The following is a 16,232-nucleotide window of genomic DNA, read 5'->3' as shown; positions in this document are numbered from 1 at the left end:
TCACTCCTCGAAGTCGCCGCCGTCCTCGCCCATGTCGCCCAGCATGTCACCGAGGATCATGCCGCCGACCAGGCCTGCGGCCGCGCCGCCGACGACGGCGCCCATGCCGGGACCGCGCCGGTGGTGGCGCGGGTCGTGGTGCCCGCCGAAGGCCGGGTTCGCCGCGCTCGCGGCGATCTGGGCGAGCCAGCGGTCGATCACCGGCGTCCAGTCCGTGCGCTCGGACTCCTGGTGCGCCATGCGGAAGCTGCCGATCACGTCCGTGGCCGCGCGCAGGAATCCGCCGCGCTTGTCGGCCTCCAGGACGACGTGCAGCTCGTGCGGCGTGGCCACGAACGTCAGCTCGACCTCGGTGATCCTGCCGTGGTACGCCGGGGGCGGGAAGAACTCGATCTCCTGGTAGAACGGCAGCGCCTGCGGCACGCCGCGCAGCCTGCCGACCTCGACGTCGGCGGAGCGGAACTGGAAGCCCAGCCTGCCGAACGCGTCCAGCACCGCGTCCTGCGACGGCAGCGGGTGCACCGTGAGCGCGTCCAGGTCGCCCTTGTCGGGAGCGCCGGAGATCACCAGGTCGGTGCGCACGCCGACCACCATGCCGGGCAGCGGCGTCGGGCCGACGGCGGTGATCGGGGTCTCCCACGGCACGTCGAACCGGAACGGGATGTCCAGCGGCTGGTCGGCGCTCACCCGCACGTCCGCGCCGACGACGACGCGGTGGAACTCGGCGCGCCCGGTGGCTTCGTGGTCGCCGTGCTCCAGCTCGGCGCGGGTGACCAGCGACAGCGCCACCTGGTCGATGGTGACGTCCGCGCTGCCGCCCTGGATGCGGACCGTGCCCGCGACGGGCTGGCCCGGCATGACCGAGGGCGTGTCGAGCACGGTGTCGACCGAGGGCCCGCCGACCCCGAAGGCGGCGAGCATGCGCTTGAACATCGGGATGTGTCCTCCACGGGCCGGGGGAAGGTCGCGGAATCGACGGTACCAGCGAAGATCACCCCCGTCCGGGTGACGGCGGCCCCCGACCGGGTCAGGGTCGGGGGCCGCCGGTCGGTCAGCTCGTCCGATCCGGACGGTGCGTCACCCGCAGGGTGTTGATCACCGGCACGGACTTGCCGCGCAGCGCGGCCAGTTCCACCGAGATCGATCCGCCCTCGGGCACGGTCACCCAGAACTCGTGGGTGTCCGCGGTCAGGACGCCGACGCTCGCCGCGATGTCATAGCGCGGCAGCACCTTCGTCCCGTTGACCGACACGTCGAACACGCGGCGGCCGGGGACGAAACCGGCCCGCAGCTCGGCGAAGCCCAGCTCGACCTGGTAGGTGCCCGCGGGCAGGCCGTCGAACCGGTAGCCGCCCGGGCTCTCCCGCTGGGTCTGGAACAGCGTGTCGTCCTCGGTGCCCGCGATGGCCTTCCCGCTCTTGACCACCGGGCCGCCGCTGAGGTAGCCGAAGCCGCCCGGCTGCCAGGCCTGGTCGCCGACCCAGACGTCGGCGTTGCGGTCGGTCAGCCCGCCGCCGCCCACGTCCAGGCCCTTGCGGTAGGCCGGGACCACGAGCTTCACCGGGATGGTGATGGTCGGGGTGCGGCCCGCGTTGGTCGTGACGGTCAGCGTGCTCTCGTGCACGCCGGGGGTCAGGCCGACCGGGTCCACGCGCACGGTGATCGCCTGCGTGCCGCCCGGCTTCACCGCGGCCGTCCCCGGCACCGCCCACAGCCACGACGCGCCGTTGGACAGCGTGTAGTCCAGCGTGAGGTCGCTGGTGCTGGCCAGGCTGACCGTCGACGAGCGGAGCTGGCCCGCCTCGCCGAGGAAGGTCAGCGGGCCGCCGGTCAGCTCCGCGCCCGGGGTCCGCAGCGCGAAGTTGGCCGACTCGTCGCCGTCGACCGCGACGGTCTCCGTGGCGGAGACGTAGTGCTGCTTGGACACCTCCACGGTGTAGTCGCCCGCGAGCAGGCGCATCGAGTAGCGGCCGTCCGCCCCGGTCGTCGCCGTCGCCACGGTAGCCCCGCCGCTGAGGATCTTGACGGCGGCGCCCTCGATCGCGCCCCGGTCGTTGGCGTCGGTGACCTCGCCCGCGACCGTGCCCGACGCCGGGGGCTTGAACCGGACCGTGGTGTCGTTGGACAGGGTGGGCGTGTTGAGCGAGTACTGCAGCGCCACCGTTCCCGTCGCGTTCTCGATGCCGACGGTGGCGGAGTTGCCGGTCTCGCGCGGGTTCGCCGCGTCGAGGTTGCGGTAGCTCATCGCGATCTCGCCGTTCTCCGACAGCGTCAGCGAGATGTCCAGCCTGGTCGTCGTCTGCTGGTAGATGGTGGCGTTGCGCCATTCCACCGTGAACGACCGGTTGGGCGCCGTGCCCGCGGTCTTGGTCAGCACCTGGCTCTGGGCGTCGATGAGCAGGTCGTCCCAGAACGGGTAGACCGCCGCGTTCGGCGCGGCTGTGCCCGGGATGCCGGTGTTGCCGAAGGAGGTGCTGCGGGCCAGGAAGTTCACGTGGCCGTTGGTCGCCACGTGCGCCTGCCGGTAGGTGGCCCCGTAGTAGAAGAAGCCGAACGGCAGGTCGACCGCGGTCGCCTGATCGTCGCCGGTCAGCGCCAGCGGCGTGTCGCCCTCCACATAGGACGAGGGCTCCAGCACGCAGTGGTGGCCGAACGAGTCGCCGCGCGCGGGCAGCTCGAAGTCCAGCGCCTCGGCGCCGTCGACCACCAGCTCCACCTGCCGCGGGTCGTTGCAGCCGCCCGCGGTGGCCCGGATCTGGTAGGTGCCGTGCGGGACGTCGGCGATGGAGTACGCGCCCTCGCCATTGGTGGTGACCGCGGCCAGCGGCGTGCCGAGGATCTGCACGGTCGCGTTCGCCACCACGCCGCCCTGGGCGTTGCGGACCACGCCGGAGACGGTGTCGCGGGGGGCCGGGGTCAGCGCGAGGTCGACGGTGACCGTCTGCGCCTCGGTGACCGCGGCCGTCCCGGTCGCCTGGCCGTAGCCGAACGCCGTGGCCGCCACCGCGTACTCGCCCACCGGGAGCGTCGAGGTGTACGCGCCGTCGGTCCCGGTGGCCAGGGTGCGGTTGCTCGGGCCCGTCACGGTGACACTCGCGCCGGAGACCGGGGTGCCGGTCGCGGCGTCGGTCACGGTGCCCGCCAGCGTGCCGACCGGGCCGCGCGGGGAGCGGTCGACCGCGGCGTGGGCATCCAGCTTGCCCTCGCCGAAGACGTGGTTGTCGTCGACGGTTCCGCCGCAGGTCAGGGCGTCCACGTCGACGGCGGTGTCGTCGAGCAGTTCGGTGGTGCGCGCGATGTCGCCGACCAGCGTCGGGGCAGCCGACCACATCAGGGCGACGGTCGCCGAGGTGTGCGGCGCGGCCATCGACGTGCCGCTGTTCGCGCCGTAGGCCCCGCCGGGCAGGGCGCTGCGGACGTTGACGCCCGGGGCGGCCAGGTTCGGCTTGATGTCGCCGTTCTCGCCCGGTCCCCGGCTGGAGAACGACGCGATCGCGCCGTTGATGTCGAACGCGCCGGACGCGTAGGACTCGACGTTGTCGCCGGGGGAGCCGGAGGTGTTGCAGCTCGGGCCGGAGTTGCCGTTGGAGAACGACGGGAAGATGCCCGCCGCCCGCCACGCCTGCACGGTCGCCCGGTACCACGGGTCCACCGCGGAGCCGTTGGACGCGCCCCAGGAGTTGTTGACGATGTGCGGGCGCAGGTCCGGCCGCGGGTTCTGGCCCGCGAGGTCGGTCGGCGCCAGCATCCACTGGCCGGAGGCCAGCAGCGCGGCCTCCGAGCAGCCGTTGCTCTCGCAGCCCTTGGCCGCGATCCACCTGGCCCCGGGCGCGACGCCGATCTGGTTGGCGCCGTCGCCGCCCACCATCGTGCCCATGGTGTGCGTGCCGTGGCCGTTGTTGTCGCACGGCGCGGCGGTCGGGCACACCTCGCTCGGGTCGAACCAGTTGTACTGGTGGTCGAACGCGCCGCCGTTGTTCCCGCGGTACTTCCCGACCAGCGCGGGGTGGTCGAACTGCACCCCGGAGTCGATGTTGCCCACGACGATGCCCTCGCCCCGGGCGCCGAAGTCGGCCCAGGCGTCGTCGGCGTTGATGGCCGCGACGCCCCATTCGACAGCGTCCACGGTCGCCTGGACCTCGCCGGGCGTCAGCTCGGGCAGCGAGTACGCGCGCGGGGCCAGGATCTCGGCGACCTCGGCGCGCTTGGCCAGCGACTCGGCCAGGGCCTGCGACCCGCCCTTGACGTGGAGCGCGTTGGCGATGAAGTACGAGTCGTAGTCGACCTTGCCCGCGTCGAGGTCGGCGCGCACGGCCGCCTGCGCGCGGTCGGCGGTGCCGCGCAAGGCGTCGAGCACGGCCTGCCCGCGCGCGGTCCAGTCGGTGATCTTGGTGGCGGGCGCCAGGTCGGCCTGCTCGCCGAACAGCACCCAGAAGTCGGTGCTGTCCTTGGCGTCGAGCGCCTGCAGCAGCTGGGGCTCGATCTTGTCGTCGGTCGGCGCCGCGAGCGCCGGGGTCGTCAGCAGCGCGGACGCGGTGAGCGCGGTGGTAACCGCGGCCAACCAGGTCCGCCCTCTGACGCGGTGGGGTCGTGGAGACAAAGCGGGTGGCTCCCATCCCGCGCGCTGCAGGGGGTAGCGCGCGTCTACCTCCGGTAGCCGTGCGATGACTGCCGGTTCTCTCGACGCTGCCGGAAAGCGCGGGTGCGGTGAAGGTGTCGTCCGGGGCGGTATCGGGTCGATTCGCGGTCGGACGGCCCTGATCTTTGTAACGGAATGACGGCGGGAGCGACGGTTGTTGTGAAGGACTCACGTTCGGTCGGCACTGGGGGTGGCGCGTGACGGTTCTCCGCTCGCTGGACGGCTCCGAGTTACCCCTGGTGGTCTGCGTCGGCACCTCCGCCGACCAACTCGCCGCCATCGCCGCCGCCGGGGGCGGCGGCGTCGCCCTGCTCTACGTCCCGGACGCGCACGCGCTGCGCTCGGCCATCGAGGGCCGGATCAACCGGATCGTCGAGTGCGGCGCGCTGCGGCTCGACGCCGCGCTGCGCGAGGCCACCTGGGCGGGCGCGCCGCTGCCGCTGTCCGCCCGGGATTTCGACCTGCTGGTCACCCTCGCGGGGGAGCCGGGCCGGGTGTGGTCCTTCGCCGAGCTGACCCAGCACGTCTGGGGCCGCACGTACGTGGGCGACAGCCAGGCCGTCGTGTCGGCGATCAAACGTTTGCGGCGCTCGCTGCGCGCGAGCACGCCGGGCATCCGGGTGGAGTCGGTGCGCGGCGTCGGCTATCGGCTCGCGGTGCCTGCTCCGTCACACTGACCGGTGTCGCGCTGCGGTCTTTCCGCGTTCACCCGGCATGCTTACCCGCATGGCTGAACAGCACTACCTGGTCGGGCTCGACCTCGCGGGCAAGCGCGTGGTCGTGGTCGGCGGCGGCACGGTGGCGCAGCGCAGGCTGCCCAAGCTCATCGCCGCGGGCGCGCGGGTCGAGGTCATCTCGCCGTCGGTGACCCCGTCCGTGCAGGCCATGGCGGACGCGGGGGAGATCACCTGGGTGCCCCGGCGCTACGCCGACGGCGATCTCGACGCCGCGTGGTACGTGCTGACCTGCACCTCGGATTCGGCGGTCAACGCCGAGGTCGCCGCGGCCGCGGACCGCGCCAGGGTGTTCTGCGTGCGCGCGGACGCCGGGTCGGAGGGCTCGGCGGTCACGCCCGCGACGGGGTCGTACGAGGGCCTGTTGGTCGGGGTGCTCGCGGGCGGGGAGCACTCCCGTTCGGCTGCGGTGCGCGACGGCCTGCTGACGGCGCTGCGGTCGGGCGCGATCGACGACCGCGCCGCCGCGCCGCCCGCGGGCGTCGCGCTGGTCGGCGGCGGACCCGGCGACCCGGAGCTGATCACCGTGCGCGGCCGCAGGCTGCTGGCCCAGGCCGACGTCGTGGTGGCCGACCGGCTGGGACCGCGCGACCTGCTCGACGAACTGCCCCCGCACGTCGAGGTGATCGACGCGGCCAAGATCCCCTACGGCCGCGCGGCGACCCAGCGGGCGATCAACGACGCCCTGATCACCCACGCGCGCGCCGGGAAGTTCGTGGTGCGGCTCAAGGGCGGCGACAACTACGTGTTCGGCCGCGGCTTCGAGGAGCTGATCGCGCTGGCGGAGGCGGGCGTCCCGGTCACGGTGGTGCCCGGCGTGACCTCGGCCTTCGCCGTCCCCGCCCTGGCGGACGTGCCCGTCACCCACCGCGGCGTGGCCCACGAGGTGGTCGTCGTGTCCGGCCACGTGGCCCCCGACGACCCGGCGTCGCTGACCGACTGGTCCGCGCTGGCCCGGCTGCACGGCACGATCGTGCTGATGATGGGCGTGGAGAAGCTTCCACTGTTCGCCGCCACCCTGGTCCGCAATGGACGGTCGCCGGACACTCCGGTCGCGGTGATCCAGGAGGGCACCATGCGCACCGAGCGGGTGCTGCGGTCCACTCTGGACAAGGTGGCCGACGATGTCGTGACGGCTGGCATCCGGCCGCCCGCCGTCACGGTGATCGGCCCGGTGGCGGGCCTGGCCTCAGAGCTGCCCCAGCCCGTCGAGTAGCGCGGTCACGGCCGCGTCGAACTCGGCCTCCGGGGTGCTGGCCTGGGCGGCGCCAGCGAGATCCAGCAGGCGCGGGTAGCGGTCGGCGGGCAGCGCCCGGAACCGGCCGATCGTCGAGTCCCTGTCCGCGCCGAGCTCGGTCTGGGCGAAGGCCGTCGCCAGGGTCGTGACGGCGCGGAAGGCGGCGAGCAGGGACGCTCCCGTCCGCCCGGACCGGGCGAGCGCGGCCACCAGCGCCTCGGCGACGTCCAGGAAGACCGGCGAATGGCTGCGCCGGGCCAGGACCAGGGGGATCGCGTTGGGGTGGCGGCGCACGGCCTGCCAGACCTCGGTGGCGATGGCGCGCAGGTCCGCGCGCCAGTCGTCGGTGGCCGGGGGGATCGTGATGTCGCGGAGGACGCCGTCGACCACCAGGGCGTCGAGCCCGGTGCGGTCGTCGACGTAGTTGTAGAGCGTCATCGGCCCGGTGCCGACGCGCGTGGCGACGGCGCGCATGGTCAGGCCGCCGAGCCCGTGCTCGTCGACCACCGCGATGGCCGCGTCCTCGATCTCGGCGCGGCTGAACTTCGCTCGTCGTCCCACCGGCGGGGACGCTACTATTTAGGTACAAGTGTACGTAAATGGAGGTGGTCGAGTGAACCTGATCGAAATCACCTACCCGCAGGGGGCACTGGAACCGGAGGCCCGCACGGCGATCGCGGAGCGGATCGCCACCGGCCTGCTGGGCACCGACGAGATCCCGCCGGAGACCCTGCGCCGGGCGCGTCGCATGACCCATGTGCTGTTCCATGAGGCGGCGTCCTGGTCCACCGGGGACGGTCCGGTCGACGACCCGCCGCCCTACCTGGTGACGATCACCGTCCCGGAGGCCTGGCGCGCCGACGTGTCCCGCCCGTGCATGGGCATCGTCCGCGCGGCACTCAGGCGCCATGACGAGGCGCGGGGCCACGTCCGGGCGGGTGGCGACGTGTGGATCACCGTGGTGGGGATCGCCGACGGCGACATCGGGCTGAACGGCTCGCCCGCGACCGCCCGGGATGTCGTCAACTACATGACCGAGGAGTACCGCGCTGCCGAGCGGCCCGATGAGGACCTGCCGGACGGCGTCGTCCGGGACCCGATCTGCGGCATGCGGGTGCGGTTGGGCCCGAGCGCGATCACCTTGGAGCGCGACGGGAAGACCGTGGGCTTCTGCGCTGTGGGGTGTCGGGACACGTACGCCGCGAACGAGACGGTGGCCTAGCCGTCCCGGAGACGCCGGAAGGGGCCTGCCGTCGCTGCGGCAGGCCCCTTCCGGTCACGTCGGCTCAGAAGCGCTTGGTCTTCGACCGGCGGTCGCCCTCGCGCCAGCCGCGCGGGGTGCGGCGGTCGCTGTGCTGGGTGTCGGCCGGGCGGTCGTGCCGGGCCTGGCTGTGCCGCGGCTTGCGCGGGCGGTCGTCCACGCGGTGGTCGTCCCGGAAGGGCTTGGCGTGGAAGCCGCCCTCACGCGGGGTGTCGCGGCGGGCCCGGTCCTCGAACCGGCCGCTCTGCGGGCGGTTGCCGAACCGGCGGTCGTCGCCGTCGAGGCGCGGCCGGTCGTCGCGGCGGGGGCGGTCGTCGAACCGACGCGGGGCGGCGGCGCGGTCCTCGAACCGGCGGGGACGGTCGCCGTCCTCGAACCGGCGCGGGGCCGCGTTGCGGTCCTCGAACCGGCGGGGACGGTCGCTGTCCTCGAAACGGCGGGCGGGGCGGTCGCCGTCGAAGCGGCGCGGCCGGTCGCCGTCCTCGAACCGACGGGGTCGGTCACCGCTGTCGAAGCGGCGGGGGCGGTCGCCGTCCTCGGCGCGGCGCGGGGTGGTGGTGCGGTCCTCGAAGCGGCGCGGACGGTCGGCGTCGAAGCGCGGGCGGTCGTCGCGGCGCGGCCGGTCCTCGAAGCGCGGGCGGTCCTCGAACCGGCGGGGACGGTCGCCGTCCTCGAACCGGCGCGGGGCGCCGTTGCGGTCGTCGAAGCGTCGCGGGCGGTCCTCGAACCGGCGGGGACGGTCACCGCCGTCGAAGCGGCGCGGGCGGTCGCCGTCGAAACGCCGCGGGCGGTCGCCGTCCGAGCGGCGGGAGCGCGCCGGGGCGGGGGCGATGTCCGGGCCCAGCGGCACACCCGACGGGGTGCGCGCGCCGGTGATGCGGACCAGCTCGTCGTCGCCCGGGCGGACCTTCGCGGTGCTGGGGGACACGCCAGCGCGGTCGGTCAGCCGCAGGACGGTGCGGCGCTGGTCGTGGGTCACCACGGTCACCACCGTGCCCGACTCGCCCGCACGGGCCGTGCGCCCGGCGCGGTGCAGGTAGTCCTTGGAGTCCGCGGGCGGGTCGACGTGCACGACCAGGTCGACGCCGTCGACGTGGATGCCGCGCGCTGCCACGTCGGTGGCCACCAGCACGGGCAGATCGCCGTCGCGGAAGCGGCTCAGCACGCGGTTGCGCGCGCCCTGGGTCTTGCCGCCGTGCAGCGCGCCCGCGGACACCCCGACCGAGCGGAGCTTGTCGGCCAGCCGGTCGACGTGGTGCTTCGTGCGGACGAACATGATCGTGCGGCCCTCGCGGGCGGCCATCTCGGCCACCACGTCGGGCTTGTCCTGCTTGGACACGAACAGCAGGTGGTGCTCCATCGCGGCGACGTCGCTGTCGTCGGAGACGACCGAGTGGGTCACCGGGTCGGTCAGGTACGACTTCACCAGCGTGTCGACATCGCCGTCCAGGGTCGCCGAGAACAGCAGCACCTGGGCGGAGCGGTCGACGAGGTCCAGGATGTCCCGGACCTGCGGCAGGAAGCCCATGTCGGCCATCTGGTCGGCCTCGTCGATGGCCACGTGCGCGATGTCGCCGAGCTCGCAGGTGCCCTGGCGGACGTGGTCGGAAAGCCTGCCCGGGGTGGCGACCAGCAGGTCGACCCCGCGGCGCAGGGCCTCGACCTGCTTGACGAAGGACATGCCGCCGACGGCGGCGCGGCACCACAGGCCCAGCGGCCGGGCCAGCGGGGTCAGCGCGTCGACGACCTGCAGGGCCAGCTCGCGGGTCGGCACCAGCACGAGGGCGCGGGGCCGCTTGGGCCGCACGGGGCCGCCCTCGGCGAGCCGGGTCAGCAGGGGAAGGCCGAACGCCAGCGTCTTGCCGGAGCCGGTGCGGGCACGGCCCAGCACGTCGCGCCCGGCGAGGGCGTCGGGGATGGTCACGGCCTGCACGGGGAACGGGCTGTCGATGCCCGCCGTCGCGAGGGCGTCCACCAGTTCGGTGGGCAGGCCGAGGGAAGCGAACGTCAGTTCAGGGTTAAGCACGGGGTCCTCTCGGGGACGCGTGGCACGTCGCGTCAGGACTCCCGAGCGGATGAAACCCTCGGAAAGAACACGGACGGGCCCGGCGCATTCGTCGCGCCAATGGTCACTGTCGTCGGGCCGCGATCCGCGGCGATGGTTTTCGCTGCGCGGCCGGTGTGGCCGGGCAGGGAGCGGCGCCCGCCGCTCGTGGTGCTCGGTCAAGCCTACCCGACCAGGTCGGACAGACCACCCGCGGGCGCCGCCCACACCCTAGCCCAGTCCCGCGGCGGCGAGCAGCCGCTCGCTCACGATCTGCGGGTCGACCAGGGAATCCGGCACGCCGCGGGAGCGGAACCACGCTGCGACGGAAGTCACATCCCGGGTCAGGTACCCCGCGCCCGCCGGGTTGGCCACCAGGTCGACGACCTGCGGCAGGTCGATCAGCATGAGGTGGCCGTCGTGCACCAGCAGGTTGTACGCCGACAGGTCGCCGTGGGTGAGGCCCTGGCCCGCCATGATCTCCATCGCGGTGACCAGCTGCTCCCACAGGTCCAGCGCCTCGTCGGGCTCCGGGCGCAGCTGGGCCAGCCGGGGCGCGGCCTGGCCGTCGGCGTCGCCGAGGAACTCCAGCAGCAGCTCGGTGCCGTCGCGCTGGACCGGGTACGGCACCGGGGCGCCGACCGACCACAGCCGCGACAGCGCGGCGAACTCCGCGACCGCCCACTGCTCGGCGATCAGGTTGCGGCCGAAGGAACTGCGGTTGGCCATCGCCCGCATCTCGCGGGAGCGGCGCATCCGCCTGCCCTCGAGGTATCCGGCGTCCCGGTGGAACATGCGGTGCTCGCTGCTGCGGTACCGCTTGGCCGCCATGAGGCAGGCCGCGCCGCCGGGCACTGCCCGTTCGACGACGAAGACGTCGGCCTCCTTGCCGGTCTTGAGGATGCCGAGGTCGGTGTCGGCCGCGGCCCCGTCGGTCACCAGCCAGGACGGCCGGGGGTGCGGCCCCTGGTCGGCGTCCAGCCAGGTCGACCAGCGGTCGGCGCCGTCGGGCAGCTCGGGGCCGGTGTCCTCGCGGACCCGGGCGAGCCGTTCCTTCTCGGCCTCGGTCAGCCTGCCGGAGCGGGTGGGCTGGACCTCGTCGTCGAAGCGCCGCCTGCGCATGCGCTGGGGACGGCGGGTGTCAGGGAAATCCTCTGCGTCGTGGGCAGAGGCGAAGTCGTGCTCTCGCACTGGTGGGTTCTCCAAGCTGAGTCTGGGGAGCCCCACCGCGCTGTGATGGCGAACAGCCTCCTCGGCGGTCCATGACCGCCGGGGCTGTGCGTGCCGGGAAAGAGGTCAGCGCGACGAGGCTGGTGGAAGGGCCGGTGCCTCGACCACCCGGGCGGCAATACCCATGACGGCACCTCCTCTGGTCCACCCAGCACTCCGCTGGGACACGAGCGCAGTCTGCCGGGGCGGCGAGACCCCGGGCAACCGATTTATCCGACCACCAGCTCCAGCGCCGTCCGACCGGCCTGGACCAGCCGCAACCCGGCCGCCGCGGCGATCGACACCACGCCGCGGACCGTCCCCGGCTCGCGCGGCGCGCACGCCAGGGCCGCCGCGAGCCTGCCCTTGTGCGCCTTGTTGAAGTGGCTGACCGCCGCGCCGCTCGCGGTGACCACCTTGACGGTGATCGCGTGCGGGATCGCCGCGAGCGCGGCGTACGGACCCGAGCGCAGGTCGATCACCAGCTCGTCCGCGGCGGACAGCGTCTTCTCCAGATCCGCCCGCCACACCCCGCGCAGGCCGCCGACCCCGGGCAGCACGGTGCCGCCGGAGAGCCGGTAGGCCGGGATCGGGTCGTCCGCGCGGACCACGCCGAACAGCGCCGACGCCACCGCCAGCCGCCGTCCGGCCCGCGCGCGCTGGGCCCGGGTGAAGGACCCGTAGCCCAGCGCGTCGTACAGCACGCCGGTATAGCGCTCGATCGCGGGCATGGTCGGCGTTTCCCGCAGCCGGGCGTTGCGCTCGACCTCGTCGGCCTGGCGCTCGGACAGGCCGAGCGCGGCCATCGCCGGCGCCGGGTCGAGACCGGCCAGCGCGGTCGCCAGCCGGTCGCGGACCGGGTTCAGCTCGGGGAAGGACAGCGCGGCCAGGTCCAGGGGCGCGCCGGAGCCGCCGTCGGCCTTGGTCTCCGACGGGGGAAGCAGCACGAGCACCCGGACAGCGTAATTCAGCCGACGAACGATCCACCCGACCGGCGATCCGGCCGACCGGCGATCCGGCCGACCGGCGATCCGGCCGACCGGCGATCCGGCCGACCGGCGGCCTGTTGACCGCCGGTCCAGCGGGGCGGCGGTTCGGCCGTACGGTCCAGCCGGGCGGCTGAGCCATCCAGTGGTTCAGCCGCCCGGTGGTTCAGCCGTCAGTGGTCAGCCGTGACGCAGAACTCGTTGCCCTCCGGGTCGGCCAGGACCGTCCACGCCATGCCCTCAACGGTGTGCTCGTTCAGCACCGTCGCGCCCAGTCCGACCAGCCGGTCGACCTCGGCCCGGCGGTCCTCCCCGTGGAAGTCCATGTGGACCCGGTTCTTGCCCGACTTGGGCTCGTCGACGCGCTGCAGCGCCACGGCGGTCAACTCCCCGAGCTTGGTGCCCCGGGGGGTGAGGAACAGGAACTCGCCGTCGTAGTCGGCGCCGACCTCGAAGTCCAGCGCGGCGGTCCAGAACTCCGCCAGCTTGCGCGGATTGGCGCAATCGATCGTCACGCCGCCCAACTCGATGCTCATGCGGTCGACGCTAGCCAGGGGGACCGACAATATGGACCCGTGCGCACCTTGGACTGGGTAGACGACCGGATCGTGGCACTGGACCAGACCCGTCTCCCGCACGACGTCGTGCTGCTCGACCTGCGGACCGTCGACGAGCTGATCGACGCCATCCGCACGCTCGCGGTGCGCGGCGCGCCCGCGCTGGGCGTGGCGGGCGCGCTGGGCGTCGCCCTGGCGGCGCGGACGACCGACGACGTCCCCGCCGCGGCCGCGCGCCTGCGCGCCGCCCGACCGACGGCGGTCAACCTCGCCTGGGGCGTCGATCAAGTGCTCCAGCACCGCGGCGCCGACGCGATGCTCGCCGCCGCGCTGCGCATCCGCGACGACGACATCGCCTCCTCCCGCGCGCTGGGCGCCAGGGGAGCGGAGTGGCTGCTGGAGCGCGTGGACGGCCCGCTCAACATCCACACGCATTGCAACGCGGGCGCGCTGGCGTGCGTGGAGTGGGGCACCGCGCTCGGGGTCGTCCGCGCGCTCCACGAGCGCGACGCGCTCGGCCACGTCTACGCCGACGAGACCCGCCCGCTGCTGCAGGGCGCGCGGCTGACGGTGTGGGAGCTGGCCGAGATGGGCGCGGCGCACACGCTCGTCGCCGACTCCGCCGGACCGTCGGTGATCGCCAACGGGCTCGTGCACGCCGTGGTCGTGGGCGCGGACCGGATCGCCGCCAACGGCGACGTGGTCAACAAGGTGGGCACCTACCCGCTGGCGCTGGCCGCGCACCGGGCCGGGATCCCGTTCGTGGTCGCCGCCCCGGAGTCCACAGTGGACATGGCGACGGCGACGGGGGCGGACGTGCCGATCGAGGTGCGCGCCGACGCGGAGGTGACCGCGTTCGCCGGGGTCAGGGTCGCGCCGGAGGGGACAAGGGCGCTCAACTACGCCTTCGACGTCACCCCGCGCGACCTGGTGAGCGCGATCGTGACCGAGGCGCGCGTGTTCTAACCCGAATGCGCTGGCCGCGGCGGTGTCACTACGCTGCCAGGCACAACCGCTGCCGCCGAGGAGCCATGCCGTGATCACCAGGATGTCGTCGCTGTTCCTGCGCACCCTGCGCGAGGACCCGGCGGACGCCGAGGTGCCCAGCCACAAGCTGCTGGTCCGCGCCGGGTACGTCCGCCGCGTCGCCCCGGGCGGGTACTCCTGGCTGCCGCTCGGCATGCGCGTGCTGCGCAACATCGAGGCCATCGTCCGCGAGGAGATGGACGCGATGGGCGCGCAGGAGATCCAGTTCCCCGCGCTGCTGCCCCGCGAGCCCTACGAGGCGACGAACCGCTGGACGGAGTACGGCCCGAACCTGTTCCGCCTCAAGGACCGCAAGGGCGGCGACTACCTGCTCGGGCCCACGCACGAGGAGCTGTTCACCCTCACCGTCAAGGGCGAGTACACCTCGTACAAGGACTACCCGGTCACGCTGTACCAGATCCAGACGAAGTACCGCGACGAGGCGCGCCCGCGCGCGGGCATCCTCCGGGGCCGCGAGTTCCTGATGAAGGACTCCTACTCCTTCGACCTCGACGACGAGGGCCTGGAGGCCAGCTACCAGGCCCACCGCGCTGCCTACATCCGGATCTTCGACCGCCTCGGCCTCCAGTACGTCGTCGTCAAGGCGACCTCGGGCGCGATGGGCGGCTCGGCATCCGAGGAGTTCCTCGCCGAGGCGCCGACCGGCGAGGACACCTTCGTGCGCAGCACCGGGTCGGACTACGCGGCCAACGTCGAGGCCGTCGTGACGCCCGCGCCCCCGGCGATCCCGCTGGCCGGGCTGCCCGAGGCGCAGGTGCACCACACGCCCGACACCCCGACCATCGAGACCCTGGTCGACTTCCTCAACGCCGCCGGGCTCGGCCGCACCTTCACCGCGGCCGACACGCTCAAGAACGTCCTGGTCAAGACCAGGATGCCGGGCGCGACGGAGTGGGAGCTGCTGGCCATCGGCCTGCCCGGCGACCGCGAGGTCGACGTGAAGCGGCTGGAGGCGGCGCTGTCGCCCGCGGAGTTCGCGATGCTGGAGGAGTCCGACTTCGCCCGGCACCCGTTCCTGGTGAAGGGCTACATCGGCCCCAAGGCGCTGCTCGACAACGGCGTCCGCTACCTCGTCGACCCGCGCGTGGTCGAGGGCACCGCGTGGGTCACCGGCGCGGACAAGGTCGACCACCACGTGATCGACCTGGTCGCGGGCCGCGACTTCACCCCGGACGGCACGATCGAGGCAGCCGAGGTGCGCGCTGGCGACCCCGCCCCCGACGGCTCCGGCATCCTGGAGGCCGCGCGCGGCATCGAGATCGGCCACATCTTCCAGCTCGGCCGCAAGTACGCCGACGCGTTCTCCCTCGACGCCCTGGGCAAGGACGGCAAGCCCGTCCGCGTCACCATGGGCTCCTACGGCATCGGCGTCTCCCGCCTGGTCGCGGTGATCGCCGAGCAGAGCCACGACGAGCGCGGCATCATCTGGCCCCGCAACGTCTCGCCGTACGACGTGCACCTGGCGGTCGCGGGCAAGGACGAGACCCAGAAGGCCGCCGCGGAGAAGCTGGCCGCCGAGCTGTCCGCCGCGGGCCTCGACGTCCTCTTCGACGACCGCGCCGCGTCCCCCGGCGTCAAGTTCGCCGACGCGGAGCTGATCGGCGTGCCGACCATCGTGGTCGTCGGCCGCGGGCTGGCCAACGGCGTCATCGAGGTCAAGGACCGCCGCACCGGCGAGCGCCAGGACGTCCCGGTGGACGAGGTCGTCCCGACGCTGCTGGGCCTCGTCCGCGGCTAGGCCGTGCGGCTGGCCGCGCCCACCAGCGCGGCCAGCACCGCCGGGGTGTCGGACAGGTCCTCGAGGACCAGGTGCGCGCCGCTGTCCCGCAGCTCGGACACCGACGAGCGCCCGGTCGCCACGCCGACGCCGATCGCGCCGTGGTGCAGGGCGGCGGCGACGTCGTGGGGCGTGTCGCCGATGACGACGACGCGGCCCGGCTCGAAGTCGGTGCCGTACTTCGCGCTCGCCGCCTCCATGGCGGTCTTGACCAGCTCGTGCCGGTCGGGCGAGACGCCGCCGTAGCCGCCGACCTCGAAGTCGAGGTGGTGGTGCAGGTCGAACGCCTCCAGCTTGCACACCGCCAGCTCCGGCAGGTTGCCGGTCACCAGTGACTGCACGACGCCCGGGTGCTCGGCCAGCGCGGCGAGCAGGGCGGCGGCGCCGGGCAGCGCGCGGCCCAGGGTCGGCATGTCGGCGCGGGCGGCGTCGGCGATGGCGACCAGCTCGACGAACAGCGCCTGCACGGTCTCCTCGGTCACCGCGATCCCGTGCGCCTCCAGCAGCTCGGCGGTGATCGCGCGCTCGGTGCGCCCGGGGAACGTCGGCACGTGCCGGATGGGCAGGCCGTGGGCAGCGGTCATCGCCTGGCCGTACCAGTCGCGGCCGATGCCGCTGTAGTCGACCAGGGTCAGGTCGATGTCCCACAGGACGAGCAGGTCGGGGCCGGGAACACGAGGATCGGTCACGCTGCCCATCGTGGCATGACCGGACGTCTGCCCGCACTGCGTTTTCAACGCC

General features: G+C 73.6%; 13 protein-coding genes. 5 read left to right on the top strand and 8 right to left on the bottom strand.

Annotation, left to right across the window (positions count from 1 at the left end):
* Together IEY98_RS18725 and IEY98_RS18720 are read right to left on the bottom strand one after the other, a co-directional pair.
* On the bottom strand, positions 1–933 hold the full coding sequence (locus IEY98_RS18725; RefSeq protein ID WP_189211681.1) for a sporulation protein: 933 nt from the start codon (positions 931–933) through the stop codon (positions 1–3).
* Between the two features lie 118 nt (positions 934–1,051).
* Complete coding sequence (locus IEY98_RS18720; protein WP_189211680.1) at positions 1,052–4,561, bottom strand: carboxypeptidase regulatory-like domain-containing protein; 3,510 nt, start codon at positions 4,559–4,561, stop codon at positions 1,052–1,054.
* 275 nt (positions 4,562–4,836) lie between these two features.
* Between IEY98_RS18720 and IEY98_RS18715 the strand changes: the two genes are divergently transcribed.
* Positions 4,837–5,316 (top strand): winged helix-turn-helix domain-containing protein, encoded by a 480-nt coding sequence (locus IEY98_RS18715; RefSeq protein WP_189211679.1) that lies wholly within the window; start codon positions 4,837–4,839, stop codon positions 5,314–5,316.
* Positions 5,317–5,365: 49 nt separating this feature from the next.
* On the top strand, positions 5,366–6,589 hold the full coding sequence (cobA, locus tag IEY98_RS18710) for a uroporphyrinogen-III C-methyltransferase (protein ID WP_189211678.1): 1,224 nt from the start codon (positions 5,366–5,368) through the stop codon (positions 6,587–6,589).
* On the opposite strand, the gene IEY98_RS18705 is transcribed toward cobA, so the two are convergent.
* Entirely contained in the window at positions 6,563–7,171 is a 609-nt protein-coding gene (locus IEY98_RS18705) for a TetR/AcrR family transcriptional regulator (RefSeq protein WP_229787023.1), read from the bottom strand. The two genes, cobA and IEY98_RS18705, sit on opposite strands and share 27 nt — an antisense overlap.
* A gap of 52 nt (positions 7,172–7,223) precedes the next feature.
* Between IEY98_RS18705 and IEY98_RS18700 the strand changes: the two genes are divergently transcribed.
* A complete protein-coding gene (locus tag IEY98_RS18700) occupies positions 7,224–7,832 on the top strand; it encodes a hypothetical protein (protein ID WP_189211677.1) in 609 nt (202 codons plus the stop codon).
* Between the two features lie 64 nt (positions 7,833–7,896).
* Here IEY98_RS18700 and IEY98_RS18695 read toward each other — a convergent pair whose 3' ends face one another.
* The 4 genes from IEY98_RS18695 to IEY98_RS18680 form a co-directional block, all read right to left on the bottom strand.
* The gene (locus tag IEY98_RS18695) at positions 7,897–9,897 is read right to left on the bottom strand and encodes a DEAD/DEAH box helicase (protein ID WP_229787022.1); all 2,001 of its coding nucleotides are present in this window, start codon (positions 9,895–9,897) and stop codon (positions 7,897–7,899) included.
* Positions 9,898–10,146: 249 nt separating this feature from the next.
* On the bottom strand, positions 10,147–11,106 hold the full coding sequence (locus IEY98_RS18690) for a serine protein kinase RIO (protein WP_373292407.1): 960 nt from the start codon (positions 11,104–11,106) through the stop codon (positions 10,147–10,149).
* Between the two features lie 248 nt (positions 11,107–11,354).
* On the bottom strand, positions 11,355–12,077 hold the full coding sequence (locus IEY98_RS18685) for a YaaA family protein (RefSeq protein ID WP_189211675.1): 723 nt from the start codon (positions 12,075–12,077) through the stop codon (positions 11,355–11,357).
* Between the two features lie 206 nt (positions 12,078–12,283).
* Positions 12,284–12,646 carry a VOC family protein gene (locus tag IEY98_RS18680; RefSeq protein WP_189211674.1) on the bottom strand — a complete coding sequence of 121 codons (363 nt, stop codon included), beginning with the start codon at positions 12,644–12,646 and terminating at the stop codon, positions 12,284–12,286.
* 39 nt (positions 12,647–12,685) lie between these two features.
* Here IEY98_RS18680 and mtnA point away from each other — a divergent pair, with 39 nt between their 5' ends.
* On the top strand, positions 12,686–13,633 hold the full coding sequence (mtnA, locus tag IEY98_RS18675) for an S-methyl-5-thioribose-1-phosphate isomerase (protein WP_189211673.1): 948 nt from the start codon (positions 12,686–12,688) through the stop codon (positions 13,631–13,633).
* Between the two features lie 70 nt (positions 13,634–13,703).
* Complete coding sequence (locus tag IEY98_RS18670) at positions 13,704–15,452, top strand: proline--tRNA ligase (RefSeq protein WP_189211672.1); 1,749 nt, start codon at positions 13,704–13,706, stop codon at positions 15,450–15,452.
* On the opposite strand, the gene IEY98_RS18665 is transcribed toward IEY98_RS18670, so the two are convergent.
* Complete coding sequence (locus IEY98_RS18665) at positions 15,449–16,189, bottom strand: HAD family hydrolase (RefSeq protein WP_189211671.1); 741 nt, start codon at positions 16,187–16,189, stop codon at positions 15,449–15,451. The two genes, IEY98_RS18670 and IEY98_RS18665, sit on opposite strands and share 4 nt — an antisense overlap.
* Positions 16,190–16,232: the final 43 nt, after the last annotated feature.

The sequence above is a fragment of the Actinokineospora fastidiosa genome (assembly GCF_014648415.1).
GTDB classification, from domain to species: Bacteria; Actinomycetota; Actinomycetes; order Mycobacteriales; family Pseudonocardiaceae; genus Actinokineospora; species Actinokineospora fastidiosa.
This window is presented reverse-complemented; position numbering and strand designations above follow the sequence as displayed.

Bases quoted from the DNA above. Each gene is read 5' to 3' on its own strand.
- IEY98_RS18665 (WP_189211671.1), bottom strand. From the start codon at position 16,189: ATGGGCAGCGTGACCGATCCTCGTGTTCCCGGCCCCGACCTGCTCGTC.
- IEY98_RS18680 (WP_189211674.1), bottom strand. From the start codon at position 12,646: ATGAGCATCGAGTTGGGCGGCGTGACGATCGATTGCGCCAATCCGCGC.
- IEY98_RS18725 (WP_189211681.1), bottom strand. From the start codon at position 933: ATGTTCAAGCGCATGCTCGCCGCCTTCGGGGTCGGCGGGCCCTCGGTC.
- cobA (WP_189211678.1), top strand. From the start codon at position 5,366: ATGGCTGAACAGCACTACCTGGTCGGGCTCGACCTCGCGGGCAAGCGC.